The 17,838-nt window shown below is 71.1% G+C and carries 18 protein-coding genes, 2 tRNA genes and 1 pseudogene; 8 read left to right on the top strand and 13 right to left on the bottom strand.

Features of this window, described 5'->3' with window-relative positions; translation table 11 throughout:
• Positions 1 to 184: 184 nt before the first annotated feature.
• The 5 genes from PV364_RS25150 to PV364_RS25130 all read right to left on the bottom strand — a co-directional run bounded on the left by PV364_RS25150 (position 185) and on the right by PV364_RS25130 (position 3,744).
• On the bottom strand, positions 185 to 1,429 hold the full coding sequence (locus PV364_RS25150; protein WP_319662552.1) for a CU044_5270 family protein: 1,245 nt from the start codon (positions 1,427 to 1,429) through the stop codon (positions 185 to 187).
• A complete protein-coding gene (locus tag PV364_RS25145) occupies positions 1,426 to 1,992 on the bottom strand; it encodes a sigma-70 family RNA polymerase sigma factor (RefSeq protein ID WP_319662551.1) in 567 nt (188 codons plus the stop codon). The genes PV364_RS25150 and PV364_RS25145 overlap by 4 nt, the downstream gene beginning before the upstream one ends.
• 414 nt (positions 1,993 to 2,406) lie before the next feature.
• Complete coding sequence (locus tag PV364_RS25140; RefSeq protein WP_319662550.1) at positions 2,407 to 2,844, bottom strand: hypothetical protein; 438 nt, start codon at positions 2,842 to 2,844, stop codon at positions 2,407 to 2,409.
• 40 nt (positions 2,845 to 2,884) lie between these two features.
• Positions 2,885 to 3,160 carry a hypothetical protein gene (locus tag PV364_RS25135; protein WP_319662549.1) on the bottom strand — a complete coding sequence of 92 codons (276 nt, stop codon included), beginning with the start codon at positions 3,158 to 3,160 and terminating at the stop codon, positions 2,885 to 2,887.
• Between the two features lie 368 nt (positions 3,161 to 3,528).
• On the bottom strand, positions 3,529 to 3,744 hold the full coding sequence (locus PV364_RS25130) for a hypothetical protein (protein WP_319662548.1): 216 nt from the start codon (positions 3,742 to 3,744) through the stop codon (positions 3,529 to 3,531).
• 343 nt (positions 3,745 to 4,087) lie between these two features.
• Between PV364_RS25130 and PV364_RS41315 the strand changes: the two genes are divergently transcribed.
• Positions 4,088 to 4,540, top strand: coding sequence for a DUF3592 domain-containing protein (locus PV364_RS41315; protein WP_401980065.1), 453 nt, complete (start codon positions 4,088 to 4,090; stop codon positions 4,538 to 4,540).
• Positions 4,541 to 4,580: 40 nt separating this feature from the next.
• Here PV364_RS41315 and PV364_RS25120 read toward each other — a convergent pair whose 3' ends face one another.
• Positions 4,581 to 4,802 carry a hypothetical protein gene (locus tag PV364_RS25120; protein ID WP_319662546.1) on the bottom strand — a complete coding sequence of 74 codons (222 nt, stop codon included), beginning with the start codon at positions 4,800 to 4,802 and terminating at the stop codon, positions 4,581 to 4,583.
• An 869-nt stretch (positions 4,803 to 5,671) separates the two neighbouring features.
• Here PV364_RS25120 and PV364_RS25115 point away from each other — a divergent pair.
• The 5 genes and pseudogenes from PV364_RS25115 (at position 5,672) to PV364_RS25095 (ending at position 10,674) form a co-directional block, all read left to right on the top strand.
• Positions 5,672 to 6,685: an NAD(P)H-dependent glycerol-3-phosphate dehydrogenase gene (locus PV364_RS25115; RefSeq protein WP_319662545.1), complete on the top strand. Its 1,014-nt coding sequence runs from the start codon at positions 5,672 to 5,674 to the stop codon at positions 6,683 to 6,685.
• 320 nt (positions 6,686 to 7,005) lie between these two features.
• A tRNA-Lys gene (locus tag PV364_RS25110) sits at positions 7,006 to 7,128 on the top strand.
• 642 nt (positions 7,129 to 7,770) lie between these two features.
• A complete protein-coding gene (locus PV364_RS25105) occupies positions 7,771 to 9,276 on the top strand; it encodes a cell surface protein (protein WP_319662544.1) in 1,506 nt (501 codons plus the stop codon).
• Between the two features lie 45 nt (positions 9,277 to 9,321).
• Positions 9,322 to 9,582: pseudogene (locus PV364_RS25100) on the top strand (tyrosine-type recombinase/integrase); the annotation flags it as partial.
• 381 nt (positions 9,583 to 9,963) lie between these two features.
• On the top strand, positions 9,964 to 10,674 hold the full coding sequence (locus PV364_RS25095; protein ID WP_319662543.1) for a formylglycine-generating enzyme family protein: 711 nt from the start codon (positions 9,964 to 9,966) through the stop codon (positions 10,672 to 10,674).
• Positions 10,675 to 10,817: 143 nt separating this feature from the next.
• On the opposite strand, the gene PV364_RS25090 is transcribed toward PV364_RS25095, so the two are convergent.
• Positions 10,818 to 10,997, bottom strand: a complete 180-nt coding sequence (locus tag PV364_RS25090) for a CPCC family cysteine-rich protein (protein ID WP_319662701.1) — start codon at positions 10,995 to 10,997, stop codon at positions 10,818 to 10,820.
• On the opposite strand from PV364_RS25090, the gene PV364_RS25085 reads away from it, so the two are divergent.
• The gene (locus tag PV364_RS25085; protein WP_319662706.1) at positions 10,962 to 11,147 is read left to right on the top strand and encodes a hypothetical protein; all 186 of its coding nucleotides are present in this window, start codon (positions 10,962 to 10,964) and stop codon (positions 11,145 to 11,147) included. The genes PV364_RS25090 and PV364_RS25085 overlap by 36 nt on opposite strands.
• Before the next feature lie 242 nt (positions 11,148 to 11,389).
• On the opposite strand, the gene PV364_RS25080 is transcribed toward PV364_RS25085, so the two are convergent.
• The 4 genes from PV364_RS25080 to PV364_RS25065 all read right to left on the bottom strand — a co-directional run bounded on the left by PV364_RS25080 (position 11,390) and on the right by PV364_RS25065 (position 14,273).
• Entirely contained in the window at positions 11,390 to 11,734 is a 345-nt protein-coding gene (locus PV364_RS25080; RefSeq protein ID WP_319662542.1) for a hypothetical protein, read from the bottom strand.
• 389 nt (positions 11,735 to 12,123) lie between these two features.
• Positions 12,124 to 12,195 (bottom strand) — tRNA-Val (locus tag PV364_RS25075).
• A gap of 64 nt (positions 12,196 to 12,259) precedes the next feature.
• On the bottom strand, positions 12,260 to 13,519 hold the full coding sequence (locus PV364_RS25070; RefSeq protein ID WP_319662541.1) for a cytochrome P450: 1,260 nt from the start codon (positions 13,517 to 13,519) through the stop codon (positions 12,260 to 12,262).
• A 139-nt stretch (positions 13,520 to 13,658) separates the two neighbouring features.
• Positions 13,659 to 14,273: a dihydrofolate reductase family protein gene (locus PV364_RS25065; protein WP_319662540.1), complete on the bottom strand. Its 615-nt coding sequence runs from the start codon at positions 14,271 to 14,273 to the stop codon at positions 13,659 to 13,661.
• A 150-nt stretch (positions 14,274 to 14,423) separates the two neighbouring features.
• Here PV364_RS25065 and PV364_RS25060 point away from each other — a divergent pair, with 150 nt between their 5' ends.
• Positions 14,424 to 15,593, top strand: a complete 1,170-nt coding sequence (locus tag PV364_RS25060) for a steroid 3-ketoacyl-CoA thiolase (protein ID WP_319662538.1) — start codon at positions 14,424 to 14,426, stop codon at positions 15,591 to 15,593.
• A 21-nt stretch (positions 15,594 to 15,614) separates the two neighbouring features.
• On the opposite strand, the gene PV364_RS25055 is transcribed toward PV364_RS25060, so the two are convergent.
• Together PV364_RS25055 and PV364_RS25050 are read right to left on the bottom strand one after the other, a co-directional pair.
• The gene (locus tag PV364_RS25055) at positions 15,615 to 16,730 is read right to left on the bottom strand and encodes a prenyltransferase/squalene oxidase repeat-containing protein (RefSeq protein ID WP_319662537.1); all 1,116 of its coding nucleotides are present in this window, start codon (positions 16,728 to 16,730) and stop codon (positions 15,615 to 15,617) included.
• Between the two features lie 445 nt (positions 16,731 to 17,175).
• A complete protein-coding gene (locus PV364_RS25050; RefSeq protein WP_319662535.1) occupies positions 17,176 to 17,796 on the bottom strand; it encodes a TetR family transcriptional regulator in 621 nt (206 codons plus the stop codon).
• Between the last annotated feature and the right edge of the window lie 42 nt (positions 17,797 to 17,838).

Raw genomic sequence — 17,838 nt, 5'->3', positions numbered from 1 at the left:
GGTGGCCGGGGGCGCGGGAGACTTCGGCGGGCCGCGGGCCGGGGGCCGTGGGCGTCGCCCGGAGACCTGCCGCGGCCTGTCGGCGGCGGTCGGCGGCAGGTCTCCGGGTCGCCGGTGGGTGCGGGCCGGGGCGAGTCGCCTCGGGACGGGTGTCCTGCGCGCGGCGCGGCCCCGGCCTCGTGGTTCAGCTACGGGCGTTCTTCGGCACCGTGATCTGGCGCTCGCCCCAGCTCATCCGGGTCGTCGCCGAGTAGTTGACCGTCGTGCCCGCGCCGAGGCCCGCCGTCCTCGCCTGGGCGGAGGGTTCGAGCAGCACGACCTCGTCGCTGAGCATCGCGCCGGTGGACGGGTCCACGACCAGCCGCTCCCGCGTGGTCCCCAGCGGCGTCCGGTAGCTCACGGGGAAGTCGACGCCGACGCCCGCACGCCCCAGGGGATCGGTCACGCGCCCGGTCACCCGGACGCCGGGCAGATCCGCCATCACGCGGTACGCGGCCGCCCGGACGCCGGGCTTCACGGGCATCGTGACCAGGTTGGCCGCCTGGCGCAGCATCCAGGCACTGCGGTTCCCGGCGCCGGTGTCGGCACCGTTGTCCTGGGCATGCAGCCGCTCCAGGTAGCGGCTCAACGCGCCGCTGGTGGAGGGCAGTGCGCGCAGGTCCTTGTAGGTGACGTTGTTCGGGCCGACGGCGTAGATCTTGTCGTCGACGTTCGTCCGCATGACCATCGGCCCGCGCCCGGTTCCCATCGTGAACATGATCTTGCCGGTCCCGGCTGCCTTCCCGATCCCGACCTCGACCGTGCGGGGAGAGCCCGCGGCGTGCCAGCGCGCCGTGTCCGCCGCGGTCCGCGGCCCGGTCGCGGATTCCAGGCCGGACACCATGAGGCTGGCGGTGCCGGGGCGCACGCCCACCGACCACTCGTCGGTCGACGTGCTGCGCACGGCGAAGACCTGCCCCTTCGCCTCGGTGACCTCCAGGTGCTCCGAGCGCGTGGTGGTCTGCCAGTACGTTCCCTCGGAGGCCGAGGACTCCGCCTTCCTGGCCGCGCTGAGCAGTTCGAAGTGGCCGTCGACGCGGAGGTCCTCCCCGGCGCCCGGTCCCGCCCCGTCCGAGGGGGCGGCGGCGGAGGACGGTGGCTGCGCGGCCGTCCGATCGGCCGGCCCCTGCGAGTCGAGCGTGCTCACGACCACCACGGACGCCGCCACGGCGGCGAGCGCCACGGCTCCCAGCGGCCGGAACCCACTTCTGCGGCGCGGTGCGAGGAAGCGTGCCGCGCGGCCGTCCGTCTCCCCGGCGACGATCCGTGCGAGGTCCTCCCGCTGCCGTACGGGGTCCACCAGCCGGGACGGGTCCAGTTCGCCCGGCCGCGCGTCGGCGAGCACCTTCATGACGTCGGGCCGCCCGGACGGCCTGTGGGTGTTCTTCACGCGGGTGCTCCTTCGCGGTGGGTGGGGTACGGGGCCTCTACGGCAGGTGCGGAGGCGGCCTGCGGCGCGGGTGCCGCCTCCAGGGCCTTCTCCAGTCGACGGCGGGCCCGGTACAGCCGGACGGTCAGCGTCGCGGTGGTGCAGTGCAGGACCTGGGCGGCCTCCTTGGCGCTCAGACCGTGCCAGGCGATGAGCGTCAGCAATTCCCGGTCGGCCTCCGGCAGGCTCGCCAGGGCCTGCAGCGCGTCGTGCCGATCGGTGACCTCCGCCGCGACGTCACCGGCGTCGGTCCCGGTGCCGCTGCTGATGCGCCGCGCTTCCTCGGCGGCGAGGAGGTACTGGTGGGCGTCCCGGCGGCGCAGCTCGCGCACCAGGTTGCGGGCCACGCCCAGGAGCCACGGCAGTGCCGGCTGGGGGATGTCCCGCACCCGCCGCCAGGCGACGGTGAACGTCTCGCTGGCGATGTCCTCGCCTACCTGTCGCCCCACCAGGCTGGTGGCATAGGCAAGGACCCGCGGATAGCACTCCTCGTAGACGTCCCGGAAGCGTTGGGCATGTGTCACGCTCCGTCCCTCCATCTCGGCTCTCTCTCACCGAGCAATGCGCGCGGAGGCGGGCTTCTTACATCCCGAGGCGAAGATTCCGGCGGATGTGGCCCATGTCACGCGGTGGCGGGGCGGCGCGGCGGCGCGGCGTGCGGAGCCCGTCGCCCGGAATCCCGGGGCCGGCGGGAAGCCCGGCCCCCGGGGACGCACGCCGCTGGGGCACGGGGGCGTGGTGGTGGCGCCGCCCCTGAAGACGGCGAGGAGCGTCACCGCGAGGACGCGGGCACGCGGAGCCGGCCGGCTCCAGCCGAGCAGAGGAAGAGGAAGCCGTGGTCGGCCGCGTCGTCCACCCCGGCGTCGCAGGGGTTCCACGCCTGCCCGAAGCGTGGCGGCCGGCACCGCGAGAGCCGGCCGCACCGCCGTGCCCGGACATCAGTGGGCGCGCATCCCGGCCCGTAGCGCCTCGAGCTCGGATCGGGGGAAGGGTCGGCCCCATCGGGATGCGTAGCCCTCCTCACCCAGCTCATGAACGACCTGGTCGAATGCGCGCACAGCCACCCGTGCGAGTGCGCTGACGGCGTGGCGTCCCGACCACAGGACGGTCCCTGAACCGTCGGGCGTGCGACGGTCCTTCACCTCGACCAGCCGGATACCGACGTCGGACCCGTCTCGGTGGAAGAACCACCGGTAGACCTGAGGTTCCCCCTCGAACTCGGCTCCCGCGTCTTCGTCGCCACGCAGAAGCCGCGTGATCGCGGACAACAACTGCCCCGGCGCATCCGTGACGTAGGAGGCGAAGACCTCGGCCTCACCGTGACCGTCAGCGATGTTGACGAAGGCCCAGCCGTGATGGTGCGGCGTCCACGTCAACGTCAGAGAAGCCATCCACCCCCCCCATGGCGCCCGAATGCTACCGCGGAGGGTTGGCCGCTGCCCGGCAGGCACCGGTGGCGGCGCCGCCCGGTACACCGAGCGCGGTCAGGCCGCTCACGCAGCCCTGCAGATCGCCGTGCACCCCGAGGGTGCATGCCGACGTGACGGCGCCGGAGACCTCGACGCCCGTCTGCTGGACCATGTTCGTGCAGGCCGGGATGTCCGCGTGGGCGGCGGGCGCGGCGAAAGCCGCACCGCCGAGGGCGACGGCCAGACCGGTGAGGACTTCGGCGATTCGGATCGACGTGCGCATGGGAGGCACCTGCTCTCCGGGGCTGGTCGGGGATTCAAGGCGCCGAGGCGGGCACGACCGCAGCACTACCGTGAACCGGGCCCCGTACCCGTCGGCTCGGCAGACCACCCCTCGGTCCGACACTAGAACAGCGCGCCACCACGCGCACGCCGGCTCGGTGACGCTGGTCGCCCCCAGGCTGACCCTGGACGACGTGGGAAGAGCGGGACCGGTCGACGCGTCATCGTGTCGTGGGAGCCCTCGAAGGAGCATTGCGGCGGACCTGCGCCAGGCAGGCGGCGCCGCGCACGGCTTCACGCCCGCGTCGACGCCGCGATCGCCTGTCATCGGCGCGGGGACGGCCCACGGCGCTGCTTCCGACCGCCGGATCAACCGGTCACCGCGATGCCGACCGCCGAGACGAGGCACAACGTGCCGAAGGCCAGGCACGTCCATCCGCACACGAGGTACGCCTTGCGCCCGAAGGCCGTGACGGCTGCCTGCCCAACGGACCGATCAAGGCCGGGGGATTCGCCCTTCCACTGACCGACCCAGTGGACGAGGTAGCCCCCGGCCAGCAGGAAACCCACTGCGATGAAGAGCAAGTGGCCTGCTGACGGCGAACCTTGCTGTGCCGCGGCGTACGAGCGGATCATGGCCCATCCCGATGAGGCTGACGTGTGGGGTGATCACCTCACGCGCGGTTTCGCGCCGTCAAGAGGCACGTGCCGGGGCGGGCGACGGGGGAGCGGCGTTCGGACGGAAGCCGCCCGTAAGCCTGCGGCGGCTCGGGCGGTCCGTAAACCTGCCCACTGAGCAGTCAAGCGTCACCCGAGGCCGAACCGCCAGGCCCCACGCGAGACGCGGCGACGACTCGGACTGCCTGCCCGTGTCGGGCGTGTGGATCACGTCCGTGACGCGCGGGGACTGACAGCCCTGGAGTGACGCGTGGTTGCCGCCGGTTGCGAAGGTCCGCCGCTGGGCGGTCCGGTGGCTGACATCTGGGGGGATGAAGTGTTCGGTCCGGCGATTCCGGTGGCCGTGGTGTCGATTCCCGTCCTCTGGCTCTCGTGGCGCGTCCGCCAGGGAGGTGCCGCGTTGCGCAAGCGCGGGGTCCGGACCCGAGCGACGTGCGTGAACATCGGAGGAGGGCCGAATGGAAGCGTCACGCTCATGATCCGGTTCACGTCGGACAGCGGTGAGGACATACGCACCACGATCGGGCCGTTCAACTTCCCGCCCGCCCGCGTGGGGGGCGTGGTCGAGGTGGTCTACGACCCGCGGGAACCGGTCAACGTGCTGACTCCCGACAACGTGGGGAGCGGCAAAGTGGCGCTCTTCTTCGTGGTCGGCTCGGCAACGACGCTTGTGCTCTCGCTCGCCCTGCTCGTCCTCGGCTAGCCAGAAGCTGCCCGGCCGGTATGTGGCCGCGGTTCAGTCCTCATTCGTCTTCCGGCAGGTGGAAGTAGACGGTGCCCGAGCGCCAGGGTCCGTGCTCGGTCATCTCGTCCTCGATGACCACGTGCTGGATCTCAACCGGGCCCAACTCCTCGATGGAGTCGGCCAGCCGCCGCAGGAGAGCCGGAACGCTGTCGCAGCCGGGGCCGGCGGGGTTGGCCTGCGAGAAATGGCGCACGGTCCAATGCGTCGGAGTATCAGTCACGGGCTGATCGTAAGACCTGCCAACGCCTGGTCACGGGCAACCGCTGTACCGGAGGGCTCAGGTCCCCGGGCAGTCGAACCGCGATCGACCGGACAGGTCCTGGCCCGCGCCGGCGGCACCGGCGCACGCGGGTTGACTGATTCCCCGGCAGGCCACCCGTGCCGATCCTCGTGGACGCGGGCCTGACTCCACGGGCCGTCACGGACAGCGTCATGGAGGCTCTGGCGCGGGCCGCCGCGGCCATGCCCGAAAGGTGATGAAATGCGCAGATCGGCACAATGCTGCTACCGCTTCAGCGACCGGAGGATGCCCGATGGTCAAGATCATCCGTCGCAGGAACGATGAGCAGGCGCCTTCCGGACGCCGCGCGGCGCTCTCCGCCGCGGTGGCCGACGTCAACGCGGTTGCGCTCGCGTTCGTCATGGGCACCGGCATCGTCTCCACGGCCCTTGCCGACTCACCGCATCCCCCCGCAAGGGTGCCGTCACCCGAATGTGCCGCCAGGGTTGCCGGCCCGCTCGAGCGGGAGCCGGCGGCCGGTCATGCCGGGCGGCCTGGGCTGTTGGCCTCAAAAGGACGGTCCCGAACCGTCGGCATCTGCCTTGCGGGTTCGGGCCAAGCTCTCTGCGTCCTGCCGGAAGAGGCCTGCACGGGCGGCCGTTGGTCAGTCTCCGGTGAGCCTGGCTCCGGGGGTCGTCCTCTTGCGCTGATGCCAGCCGCAACGGGAGCAGGCGCCGAGCCGTCGAGTCCTTTGCGGGCGACAGCGGCGGGGCGACGCTACGCCGCTGCCGTGCCTGGGTCGGTCGATAGGCTGCCCGGGTCCGGCCGTCGGGCCGGCCGTATGCCGACGCACAGCGAGAGGACCCGCTTTGCCCCAGCACCGTCCTGTCCGATCGGCAGTGCTCTCGGCTGGTTCCTGGGGCACCGCTGTCGCCAAGATCATGGCTGATGCCGGCACCGACGTCATCATGCACGCCCGCCGCGGCGAGATCGCCGACGCGATCAATACGGTTCACCGCAACCCTGGGTACTTTCCGGACTTCGAGCTGCCCGCCTGCGTGACCGCGACGACCGATCCGGCCACCGCGCTGAGCGGTGCCGACTTCCTCGTGCTCTCCATCCCCGCGCAGTCGCTGCGGGCCAGTCTCGCCTCTTGGACATCGCACATCGGGTCCGACACCGTGATCGTGTCGTTGATGAAGGGCATTGAACGGAGCAGCGGCCTGCGGGCGAGTCAGGTCATCGCCGAGGTGACCGGCGTGAGCGCGGACCGTGTCGTGGTGCTTTCGGGTCCGAACCTCGCTCCCGAGATCATGGCCGGACATCCCGCTGCCGCGACTATCGCGTGCCCCGACGAGGACGTCGCACGCCGCTTCCAGCAGGCGTGCCATGGTCCCTCCTTCCGGCCCTACACCAGCACCGACGTGGTGGGTTGCGAGCTGGGCGGCGCGGTGAAGAACGTCATCGGTCTCGCGGCCGGCATCGCCTCGGGCATGGGCCTGGGCGACAACGCCGCAGCCATGCTCATCACCCGCGGGCTTGCCGAGAGCACCCGGCTGGCCACGGCTATGGGCGCCCACCCGGCCACCCTGGCCGGTATGGCGGGGATGGGCGACCTGGTGGCCACCTGCTCTTCCCCGCTCTCGCGCAACCGCACGTTCGGCACCCACCTCGGGCGGGGCCTCAGCGTGGAACAGGCAGCGGCCGCCACTCGACAGACCACTGAGGGCGTCAAGTCCGCTGAAGCGGTCCTCGCCCTGGCTCATACCCACGGTGTCGAGATGCCGATCTCGGAAATCGTCTCCGACCTGCTCAACGCGAAGGTCAGCCTCGATGAGGCAGCCGCCGTACTGATGCAGCGGCCGCCCAAGCCCGAGCTCTGACTTCCATGGAATCGTGTGCGCACTGAACACCTGCCTCGTGAGCCTGGTGGTCAGGGCTGTCGAGGTTGCGCAGGTCAGAGGGGGCTTTGGAGAGTCCCCAGCTCAGCCGGTCATCGCGACCAAGGCGACACCTCGCTGTTCGTGGCTGACCGCCTGCTGTGGTACGGCTGTGGCAAGGAACACGTCCTGCGCGACCCGCATCGAGACTCGCACGGTCGTGTCCTGCGAGCTGGGCCGGCATCCGCGAACAATGTGGTCGCCCTTTGCACGAGACTGCCTCCACGCTCGCCGAAGCGGGATCGCGCGGTCCCGTAGGTTGCGGCGCCGTGGCAGAGCGGTCGATTGCGATCGTCGTAGGGGAGGTCCCTCCTGCGACGACTCCAGTGCGGGTCCGGGCGGCCCTTGCCCTACCCAGCCCGCGGGTTCGAATCCCGCCGGCGCCGCACCCGACCGCTCCCCTCGGCACGAGCGGACAGCGTCATGCCCCGAGGCAGGCTCACGTTCCGCTTCGTTGCCGATCCGTGGCCTTGTCAGTTCGGGCGGGTTCTGGGCGGGCTCCAAGAGGGCGCCCACACGGGCGCGCTCTGGTCGGTCTTCGGCTGCCTCGTGCCGTCGTCGTCCCCGGGCGCTGATGTCATCCAGTGATGTCAGCCACGACCGAGCCGGCGTTCGGAAGATGCGGGCTCCCCCCTGTAGCTCGCGCCGGCAGGCTTCCGGGGGAGAAGTCCCGGGAAGCGGTCACGTTCAGAGCATTCCGGCTGGCAGAGCACTGTGGCGGCCCAAAGGATGTGCATTGACGGACGGCTGGGCTCTTCTTACTGCTCAGCCGTCGCAATTCATCATGACGGCTCCCAAGAGCCGACCGGCCTGGAGGAACGATGCCCCTCATCCCCCCTGAGCTCATATCCGGCGGCCTCTGCGCAGGCCTACGCCGCAGCGCACGGCACCAATGGCTCACCCGGTTGAGCGTCATCCTGGCTGTGCTTTCCCTCGCCCTCCTGCCCACCGCTGCTCCCCACGCCTCCGCAGCAATACGCAAAGACCTGCTCCACAAACGCTTGAAACCCGGTGGAGAAACTGAGGCGTTGAGCGCGGCGTTCTCCACGGTGACGATCCCGGCGGGCACGACCCCGCTGGCGGCGGCGGTGGCGCAGAACGGCAACGTCTACGTCGGCAATGCCAATTCGGGCAACGTGACGGTGATCGACAGCACCACGAACACCGTCCTGGCCACCGTCCCCGTCGGCTCGGACCCGGCCATGATTGCGGTGGCGCAGAACGGCAACGTCTACGTCACCAACCAGAGCTCGAACAACGTGACGGTGATCAACAGCGCCAATAACACGGTCCTGGCCACTGTCCCCACCGGCGGGGGCCCGTTCGCGTTGGCGGTGGCGCCCAACGGCAGGGTCTACGTCGCCAACTCGACGTCGAACAGCGTGACGGTGATCGACAGCACCACGAACACCGTCCTGGCCACCGTCCCCGTCGGCGCGGTCCCGGACGCGGTGGCAGTGGCGGCGAACGGCAACGTCTACGTCGCCAACCGCAACGCGAACACCGTGACGGTGATCAACAGCGCCAATAACACCGTCGTGACCACCCTCCCCTCCGGCGGGTTCCCGGGCGCGGCGGCGGTGGCCCAGAACGGCAACGTCTACATCGCCAACCAGACCTCGAACAGCGTGACGGTGATCGACAGTTCCACGAACACGGTCGTGGCCACCGTCCCCGCCGGCTCGGTCCCGGGGGTGTTCGCGGTGGCCCAGAACGGCAACGTCTACGTCACCAACACCGTTTCGAACAACGTGACGGTGATCGACAGTGCCACCAACACCGTCCTCGCCACCGTCCCCACCGGCGGGGGCCCGTTCGGGATAGCGGTGGCGCCGACCGGCAACGTCTACGTCGGCAACTCGAATTCGAACAACGTGACGGTGATCGACAGTACCAATAACACGGTCCTGGCCACCGTCCCCGCCGGCGCGTTCCCGTTCTCGGTGGCGGCGGCGCAGAACAGCAACGTCTACGTCACCAACGCCAATTCGGCCAACGTGACGGAGATTTCGCCCTTGACGGTGACGACCTCACCCACGTCGCCGACGTGCGGGCAACCGGTGACCTTCAGCATTTCCGGGGGCACTCCGAGCGGGACGGCGGTGGTGGACTTCGGGGACGGCAGCCCGACGGTCACCGTCGCCCTGGACGCCACCGGGAGCGGGCAGACCAGCCACACATACGCTGCCGGTACGTTCACCGCGACCGTGAACGGCAACCCCACCTCCGTCACCGTGGCGAGCGGATCCGGCGGGTCGTGCTGTCGCGATTGGTCCCTCGCGGGCGATGGCGGGAGGCCTTCGCCGTCACCGCGACCGCACTGCTGCGCTGACATGGGCAAGTGGCCCAACGCAAACGGACCTTCGCCCAGCATCGCGGCCCCGGCCGCCCATCCACCGCACCGGCCGTCAAACGGCCCATCCTGCCCGTGGCCCGCGAAAACAGCAGCTGGGGCCACCGCCGCACCCGGCGCGTCCACCTCGCCGACATCACCGCCCAGTGGACCGCGCAGCAGGCCAGGAACATCGCCATGACGTCGGAATGCCGGATGGAAGAGCCGCGCTTCCTCCTCCGGGATCATCGAGCCGCGGAACCTGTGCCGCTCGTTCACGCGCGTCGCCGGCAGCGCCGGTCGTCGCGTGATCCGGCTGCATGACGCCCGGACGGCTGCGCCGCGCTGCTGACCGCGGCGGGCGTCGCGTCCCGCGTGGTGACGGAGATCCTGGGGCACCGCCAGATCGCGGTCACGATGAACGTCTGCGCACACGTCGTGCGGGACACCCGGCGTGGCCCTGGGCCACATGGACCGGCTGCTCCGGAGGCGTCCCGGCCGTGAGTGAGCGTGGCCGTTGATGTCAGATCGGGATGTCAAAGACCCCCAGCCCTGCCCGGCTGGGGGTCTTCTCGCTGGTGGGCCTGGACGGTTTCGAACCGCCGACATCTGCCTTGTAAGCCTGGTGGTCAGGGTGATCGGTCGGAGCGACTTTGGGGAGTCCCCAGCTCAGCGCGGTATCTCGACTGTGGCAAGCCGTCATTGACCGTGGCTGGCCGTCCGATGTGGCACGGATGTGGCACGCACCTCGTGACCTGGAGCTCTACCGCTGCGCGATGGAATGCAGAGCCCCTCGTTCATCCGGGATACCTGACTGCTAGCGTCCGGCACCATGTGGGCTCAAGAGATCGTGGCCGGCCGACCGGCTTGGCGGCATACGCCGTCCGGAGTGGTCTTCCGCGTCGTTCCCGGTGGGACGTTCCGGATGGGCTTGTCCGACGCGGAACTGGACGCGGTCCGCGCCATCGAGGGTGCCGGCGGCGCCGAGGACGACCTCGAACCGTTCTTCGCCGGTGCCGCAGAGGCCCGGCCGGTGCGGGAAGTGCGGGTCGAGCCGTTCCTGATTGCCCGGCATCCGCTTACGGTCGCGCAGGTACGGCACTGGCTGCCCGAGTACGAGGACAGCTTCGCCGATTCGGCGTCGGGCACGGCCCGGGTCGAGGACGACCTGGACGAACTGCTCGCCACGTTGCCGTTCCGGCTGCCGAGCGAGGCGGAGTGGGAGTACGCGGCCCGGGCAGGCACGACCACCCTGACCTTCCGCGGGGATGGGAAGCCGGACGAGGAGCAGTTGCTCGACGACTTCGCCGACGAGGAGCGGACCGCCGCGGCTGAGAACGCCTTCGGGCTGGCGGCGATGGGGTCGGCAAACGAAATCTGCGCTGACGTGTGGATCCCGCATTTCACGGGCGCGCCGGTGGACGCCCGTCCGCGCACCGGCGACGGTCCACGGGTGGTGCGCGGAGGCGCCGGCGACGCCTACCCGTGGCAGGGCTGCGACGAGTGGCTGTTGTTGCTCTCCACCACCCGCTACGAGATCAACGGCTTCACCGCGGTCCGTCCGGTTGCGCCTGTTCCAACCAGTCCAGGGCATGTCTAGACAGCGCGTGTGACAGCTGCCTTGTAAGTTCGATCCCTCATTCGTGCGGCTGGCTCGGATTCGTGCTCACTGGGCGGTACATGGTCCAGCTTCAGTCGCTGTGGTCCGTTGTCGTCTGGCGACGTTGATGTCAGTTGGTGATGTCAGACTGTGGGGTGTTCGTTCGGCAGTGGGGCGCGTACGAACTGGGTACATCGCTCGTCGCAAGCTCCCACCGCGTGGAAGTTCCACCGTGCTTCCGAGAGGCTCAGCCGGCCGTTGGGGCCGCCTCGGACTCGATCCGCATCGTGCTCATCCTGCCCGTCGTCCTCCCAGAAGCACACAGGACAGATCTCGAAGTTGCTGCGCTCGCCGAGCGTCAGGAAACCACAACAGGGACAGGGGTGCGGACCGTCCTCGGCCTTCCCCTGGATGTTGACGAACGGAGTGACCATCACGGCATCCTGCCCGGCACTGCCGCCGATCGCGAGTGAATAGATAGGAGCTGGAGGGCCAGGGGAGCTTTGAGCTTGGGAATCACCGGGTCTATGAACGCCACAGTGTCTCGGACCAGCTAGGGGCGGTACCTCTGGCCCTGGCGTGGGACTCAGAGGTGACTCTGATTGACCGTGACCCACCGCCTGATCGGGCACGCAACGGGGACGGGGGCCTCTTCGTCCCGAAGCAACGCGAGCGACTGCGTGACCTGTGACTGGGCGGCGGCTCGGCCTGCGTGTCAGTTCTGTCGCAATCCCTCCGGGATCAGGTGCGGTGCGCGGGCTCCGAGGATGCCGAGCACCTCTCGAATGGCCGGTCCACGGAGTTCGGGGAAGAACTCCTCGTCGATCCGGTCCTCCCGGGCCCAGATTCCCGCGAGGGACTCCGCGCACATCTGGGCCAGGACACTGCTGAAGTCCTCGCGTCGCAGGATCTCGAAGATCGACTGTTCGAACCGGGGACCGGAGTGGAACTCCAGGTCCATTGCCGCGTCGAGCTGGTCCCCCTCAGGGGCCTGCGGGTCGTTGAGAATGGCGATCAACTGGACGCCAACGGGGTCGTCGGGTGGTGGTGTCGTCGACATCGACTCGACCATTCCTTTCAGAGAAGATCCTTGATGCCGTCGGCAATGCTCTCACCAACGCCGCTGCCGATGATGCCGCCGCGAGGCCGTCGACGACACCCGGCCCCCGATCGTGAACGAGATCCGCCGCCTGTCCGACCGGATCATGCTCGCTCCCGCCCGCACCTCGTGAAACCACCGGCTGCAGCACTAACTGCTCGCCCGGGCTCCCGTGATTGTTGCCGGCGGAGCTTGATCATCTGGGCGATATTCGGGCGACGAGACCCTGTGCTCCAAGGGTCTTCGAGGGATTCCAAGGGTCTCCGCGGCATGCAGCAAGTGCAGCAGCCCAGGGCGCCGACATGCCTGGCGACCTGGGCTGTTGGCCTCAAAAGGCCTGTTCACTTGGGTGGGCGTGGACGGTTTCGAACCGCCGACATCTGCCTTGTAAGGGCAGCGCTCTACCGCTGAGCTACACGCCCGCTGGACACGCGAAAGTACACCCTACCCTGCCATACCCCCTGCCCAGCAATCGCACGCGCGCCGTCAGGAATAGGTCACGGGGAGTTCCTTTACGCCGTTCAGCCAGGGGGAGCGGAGGCGGCGGGGGGCGCCGGCGAGGCGAATGGCGGGGGCGGTGTCGGCGATGGCGTGGAGGATCAGGTCGATCTCGAGCCGGGCGAGGCCGGCGCCGAGGCAGTAGTGGGGGCCGCCGCCGCCGAAGGCGAGGTGGGGGTTGGGGTCGCGGGTGATGTCGAACGTGCCCGGGTCGGTGAAGACCTCCGGGTCGTGGTTGGCGGAGGCGTAGAAGAGCCCGACGCGCTCGCCGGCGGCGATCTCGGTGCCGCCGAGTTCCGTGTCGCGGGTGGCGGTGCGCTGGAAGGACGTGACCGGGGTGGCCCAGCGGACGATCTCGTCCGCCGTGGTGCGCGGGTGCTCGGCGCGGAAGAGCTCCCACTGCTCCGGGTGGGAGAGGAGGGCGTGCATGCCGTGGGTGATGGCGTTGCGGGTGGTCTCGCTGCCCGCGACCGCCAGGACGAGCACGAAGAAGCCGAACTCGTCGCCGGTCAGATTGCCCTCGTCCTCGGCGGCGACGAGCGTGGTGACGATGTCGTCGGCGGGGCGCGCCTTGCGTTCCGCGGCCATGGCCATGGCGTACGAGATGAGCTCGACGGAGGCCAGGGCGGCGGTCTCCTCCGTGACGGCGAGTTCGGGGTCGTCGTAGCCGGTCATCCGGTTGGACCACGCGAAGATCCTGGCCCGGTCCTCCTGCGGGACGCCGATGAGTTCGGCGATGGCCTGCAGCGGCAGCTCGCACGCGATGTCGGTGACGAAGTCCCCGCCGCCCCGCTCGGCGGCCCCGGCGACGATGCGGCCGGCGCGCTCGCGCAGGGCGTCCTCCAGGGCGCGGACGGCGCGCGGGGTGAAACCGCGCTGCACGATCCGGCGCAGGCGGGTGTGTTCGGGCGGGTCCATGTTCAGCAGGATCAGCCGCTGGGCGTCGATGCGGTCGCGCCGCATGTGCTCGTGGAAGCGGATGATCGCGGTGTTGGCCCGTGAGGAGAAGGTCTCGGGGTCGGTGGACACCGTCCGCACGTCGGCGTGCCGGGTGACCGCCCAGTACCCGTCGTCGCCGAAGCCGGCGAGGCCGTGCGGCTGCGGGACCCAGACGACGGGGGCGGTCTCCCGGAGGGCGGCGAACTCGGGGAGCGGGACGCGCTCCTGGTTGAGGTCCGGGTCGGTGAAGTCGAAGCCGTCCGGCAGGGCGGGGCAGCCGGAACGGGCGTGGCCGGTGGTGGCGGGCAACGGCGGCAGCCTTCCGGCGGGTGACGGGGAGGTCGACGGGCCGCCGTCACGTGACGGTCCGTCAGCTATGGACGCCGACGCTAGTTGCGGGCCCGCCGCGTGGCAAGGACCTCGTGGACAGCCGTGTCAGGCCGCGCCGTCAGACGATGTCGTAGGTCAGGTGCGTGGCGTTCGGCGTCGCGGTCACGCTCCGCCGTACCAGCGGGCGCGGTGTTCCTCCGCTGAACAGCGGTGTCCCGGCGCCCAGCACGACGGGCGCGAGGTGCAGCGTCAGCGCGTCGGCCAGCCCCGCCTCGAGCGCCGAGCCGACGGTGGCGCCACCGCCCATGAGGACGACGTCGAGGTCCCGGCCCTGCCGCGACGAGGCCGCCTCGGCCCGCTCACGTGCGACGGCCACGGCGTCGGGCAGGCCCGTGGTGACGAACGTCCAGTCGAGGCCGGTGAGCCGCATGGACTCCGGAGGCGAGCTCGTCACGACGACGAACGCGGGCCTGCCGACCTCGCCTGCGCCGTAGCCGATCTCGTCGCTCCAGCCTTTCGGCCCGTCGACCACGTCGAAGAGCCGGCGGCCGAGGACGACGGCGCCGGAGCGGGCGGTCGTCTCGCGCAGGAACCGGCGGTCGTCGGGGTCGTCGGAGAACGCCCAGGTGTGCAGGGCACTGCCGCCGGTGCCCAGACCGTTGTCCGGGCCGGCGCCGGGCCCGGTGACGAAGCCGTCGAGGGAGACCGAGATGTCGGCGATGACACGTGTCATGTGAGGGCAGACCCGGTCCGCCGCCCGAACTCATCGCCCGAGCCGGCACTCCGCCGCGTGCACGGCTCTTGCGCCCCTGTACCGGCGGTAAGCAGACTGCCTGACGAAACCGGAACGCGCACTGGTTGCCGCCGTGGAAGGGCGAGGTACATGGCCGCCGAAGCCGTCATCGTCGAAGCCGTACGCACCCCCATCGGCCGGCGCGGCGGCGCGCTCGCCGGCCTCCATCCCGCCCACCTGCTCGGACAGACGTACCGCGAACTGCTGGCCCGCACCGGTGTGCAGCCCGACGCCGTGGAGCAGATCGTCGGCGGCACGGTCACGCAGGCCGGGGAGCAGGCGGCGAATCCGGTGCGCACCGCCTGGCTGGCCTGCGGACTGCCGTACGAGACCGCGGCGACGACCGTCGACTGCCAGTGCGGTTCCTCGCAGCAGGCCAATCACATGGTCGCCAACATGATCGCGGCCGGGGTGATCGACATCGGTATCGGCTGCGGCGTGGAGGCCATGTCGCGGGTGCCGCTGGGCAGCGATTCCCGGCACGGACCGGGCAAGCCCCTGCCGGACGAGTGGAACGTGGACCTGCCGGGGCAGTTCGAGGCCGCCGAGCGCATCGCCCGGCGCCGCGGGCTGACCCGGGAGCACGTGGACGGGCTGGGGCTGATCTCCCAGGAGCGGGCGGCGCGCGCATGGGCCGAGGAGCGCTTCAAGCGGGAGACCTTCGCGGTGCAGGTGCCCGCCACCGAGGAGGAGCGACTCGGCGGGCAGGTCATGGGACGGCTGGTCGACCGGGACGAGGGCCCGCGCGACACCGGTATGGAGGCGCTGGCCGGGCTGCGGCCGGTCATGCCGGCCGCCGTGCACACCGCCGGGAACTCCTCGCAGATCTCCGACGGCGCGGCGGCGGTGATGTGGGCGTCGAAGCGGACGGCGCGGGCGCTGAGGCTGCGCCCGCGGGCCCGCATCGTGGCCCAGGCACTGGTCGGCGCGGACCCCCGCTTCCTGCTCGACGGACCGGTCGACGCGACGCGGGCCGTGCTCGGCAAGGCGGGCATGACCCTGGACGACATCGACCTGGTCGAGATCAACGAGGCGTTCGCCTCGGTGGTGCTGTCCTGGGCGCGGGTCTTCGGCCAGGACCTGGCGAAGGTCAACGTCAACGGCGGAGCGATCGCGCTGGGACATCCGGTGGGCGCGACCGGCGCGCGCCTGATCACCACGGCGTTGCACGAACTGGAGCGCACCGACAAGGAGTTCGCCCTGATCGCCATGTGCGCGGGCGGTGCGCTGGCGACCGGCACGATCATCCAGCGGATCTGAGCGCGGCCCCGAACCGGACCGTCAGATACGGGTCTTGCGTCCCGCGAGCAGCACACCCAGGCAGAGGACGGCGACCAGGCCCGCGCCAGCCAGCCACCACGCCGAGTCGCCGCCGGAGGACTCGGCGCGCTGCCGCGGCGGGGGGAGGAGGGCGCTGAGCCGGGTGATGGGATCCCGGGTGGGGTTGTCGGTGGCGTACGCGGCCAGGGCCAGCTGGGCCAGCGCGGCGGGGTTGTCCTGCGACCAGCCCTCGGCGCGGCCGGCCAGCCAGTTGTAGGTGTCCCGGGCGGCGTCGAGGTGGCCGCCCGCGGCGAGCGCGACGACCGCGTCGGCGGTGGTCCCGAAGTCGGGTGCCTGCGGTCCGGAGCTGAAGTAGCCGCCTCCCGCGCCCAGTTGCCGGACCAGCCAGGCGGCGCCCGCGTCGGCGGCGCTGCCCTCGCAGGCCGGGCGCGGCGGCATGTCCTGGGCGGGGGCCTCGACCACGAAGCCGGCGCCCTCGGCGGCGCGCACCGCGTCCGCGGTGGCCTTGGCGTTCGCCGCCGGTGCGCCGGCGCCGCCCGGCCGCTGGTAGCTGAAGGCGCCGCCGTCCTGGTGCCCGCAGGGTATCTGCAGCGAGCGCAGCGCGTCGTACGGGCTCATGCCGTCGGTGGTCACGGACTTCACGTCGGTCCCGGCGGCCTTGAGCGCGCCGACGGCGACGCCGGTGGAGTCCGCGTCGGTGGTGCCTCCGGGGTTGTAGGACCAACCGCCGTCCGGGTTCTGCACCTTGGCGAGCCAGTCGGCGCCCCGCTTGGCGGCGAAGTCCTCGCCGTGGGCGGCCAGGGCCTGCACGGCTATGCCGGTGGCGTTGGTGTCCTCGGCCCCGGCGTCGCAGGGCACGGTCGGGTCCGCGCGGTACGAGGCGAAGCCGCCGTCCGCGCACTGCTGCCCGGCCAGCCAGGCCACCGCGCCCTCGGCCGGCGGGGTGTCCGCGGCGTGCAGCGCGAGCAGCGCGTACGACTGGCGCCAGACGCCGTCGTACGTGGGGTCCGCCGTGCCGTACAGCGCGGCGGGGCGGGTCGCGGGGGCCGGTGAGGCGGCGATCGCCAGGGCGCTGAAGGCGGCCAGGGCCGCCGCCGCGGTGCGGCGCAGAAGCATCGGCGGGTGCCTTTCGGTCGAGCGGTCACGCGCGGCGGGAGGGCGCGGGACACGGCACCGTACGGGTCGTTCGAGCACACCTTAACCAGGTGCGCCTACCGCTTTGTGGCCACCCCGTGGGGCGATGCTCACATGACCCTCACAACGCCCTTACCGGAACGGCTCATACCGCCGCGTATGCGACCGGCCCCCGGCCCGGCGTCGTTGCGGACGCGAGAGCGGGGAAGGCGGCGGGCGCACCTGCCGGGATGAGCCCCGTGACTGGAACGGGTATCAGTCCGGCGGCGCGCTCCCTTCCGGCGATGCGCCAGCGGAACGGGGCACGCCCCGGACCCGGTCGGCCCCGGGCCCGGGTCCGCTCGGCCGGCCCCGCCCCCGGCGAACGGGGGCCGGGCCGCCATTGGGCCCGCCCGCCGCACACCGCGGCCGCTCCCGCCCGACCGGCTCAGCGGGCCCCCGGCTCCGGGGGAGCGGTGAGGTCGATCAGCCGGCACACCGTCTCGAGGTCGACCTTGACCTGGGCGATCGAGGCCCGGCCCGAGAGCCAGGTGACCAGCGCGGAGTGCCAGGTGTGCTCGATGACCCGGACGGCGGACAGCAACTCGGCGCCCGGCGGCCCGTCCAGCCGCATCGCGTCGAGGATGATCGCCGTCGTCAGCCGTGACACCGCGTCCACCTCGGGACTGACCGAGCGGTCCGCGAAGTTCAGGGCCCGCACCATCGCGTCCGCCAGGTACGGATCCCGCTGCATCGCGCGGAACGCCCGCATCAGCGTCTCGGCCACCCGTTCCGCGGGCCCTGCCGCCGCGGGCGGGCGCTTGCGCAGCGCCTCGTGGAGGTGTTCCAGCTGATCCTGCATCGTGGCCACCAGCAGGTGGATCTTGGACGGGAAGTACCGGTAGAGCGTTCCCAGCGCGACGTCCGACCGCTCGGCCACCTCGCGCATCTGCACCGCGTCGAAGCCGCCCCGGCCCGCGAGCGCCGCGCTGGCCTGCAGGATGCGGCGGCGACGGGCTTCCTGACGCTCGGTCAGCGGCACCGGGGACGGCTGGGGAGCTGCGGTCATCTGGCCCAATCCGGTGTGCGGCGCGGAGATTCCTCCCAGATT

The organism is Streptomyces sp. MI02-7b (assembly GCF_033793585.1).
Lineage (GTDB): Bacteria > Actinomycetota > Actinomycetes > Streptomycetales > Streptomycetaceae > Actinacidiphila.
This window is presented reverse-complemented; position numbering and strand designations above follow the sequence as displayed.

Bases quoted from the DNA above. Each gene is read 5' to 3' on its own strand.
- PV364_RS25055 (WP_319662537.1), bottom strand. From the start codon at position 16,730: ATGCTTCTGCGCCGCACCGCGGCGGCGGCCCTGGCCGCCTTCAGCGCC.
- PV364_RS25135 (WP_319662549.1), bottom strand. From the start codon at position 3,160: ATGCGCACGTCGATCCGAATCGCCGAAGTCCTCACCGGTCTGGCCGTC.
- PV364_RS25065 (WP_319662540.1), bottom strand. From the start codon at position 14,273: ATGACACGTGTCATCGCCGACATCTCGGTCTCCCTCGACGGCTTCGTC.
- PV364_RS25050 (WP_319662535.1), bottom strand. From the start codon at position 17,796: ATGACCGCAGCTCCCCAGCCGTCCCCGGTGCCGCTGACCGAGCGTCAG.
- PV364_RS25060 (WP_319662538.1), top strand. From the start codon at position 14,424: ATGGCCGCCGAAGCCGTCATCGTCGAAGCCGTACGCACCCCCATCGGC.
- PV364_RS25080 (WP_319662542.1), bottom strand. From the start codon at position 11,734: ATGTCGACGACACCACCACCCGACGACCCCGTTGGCGTCCAGTTGATC.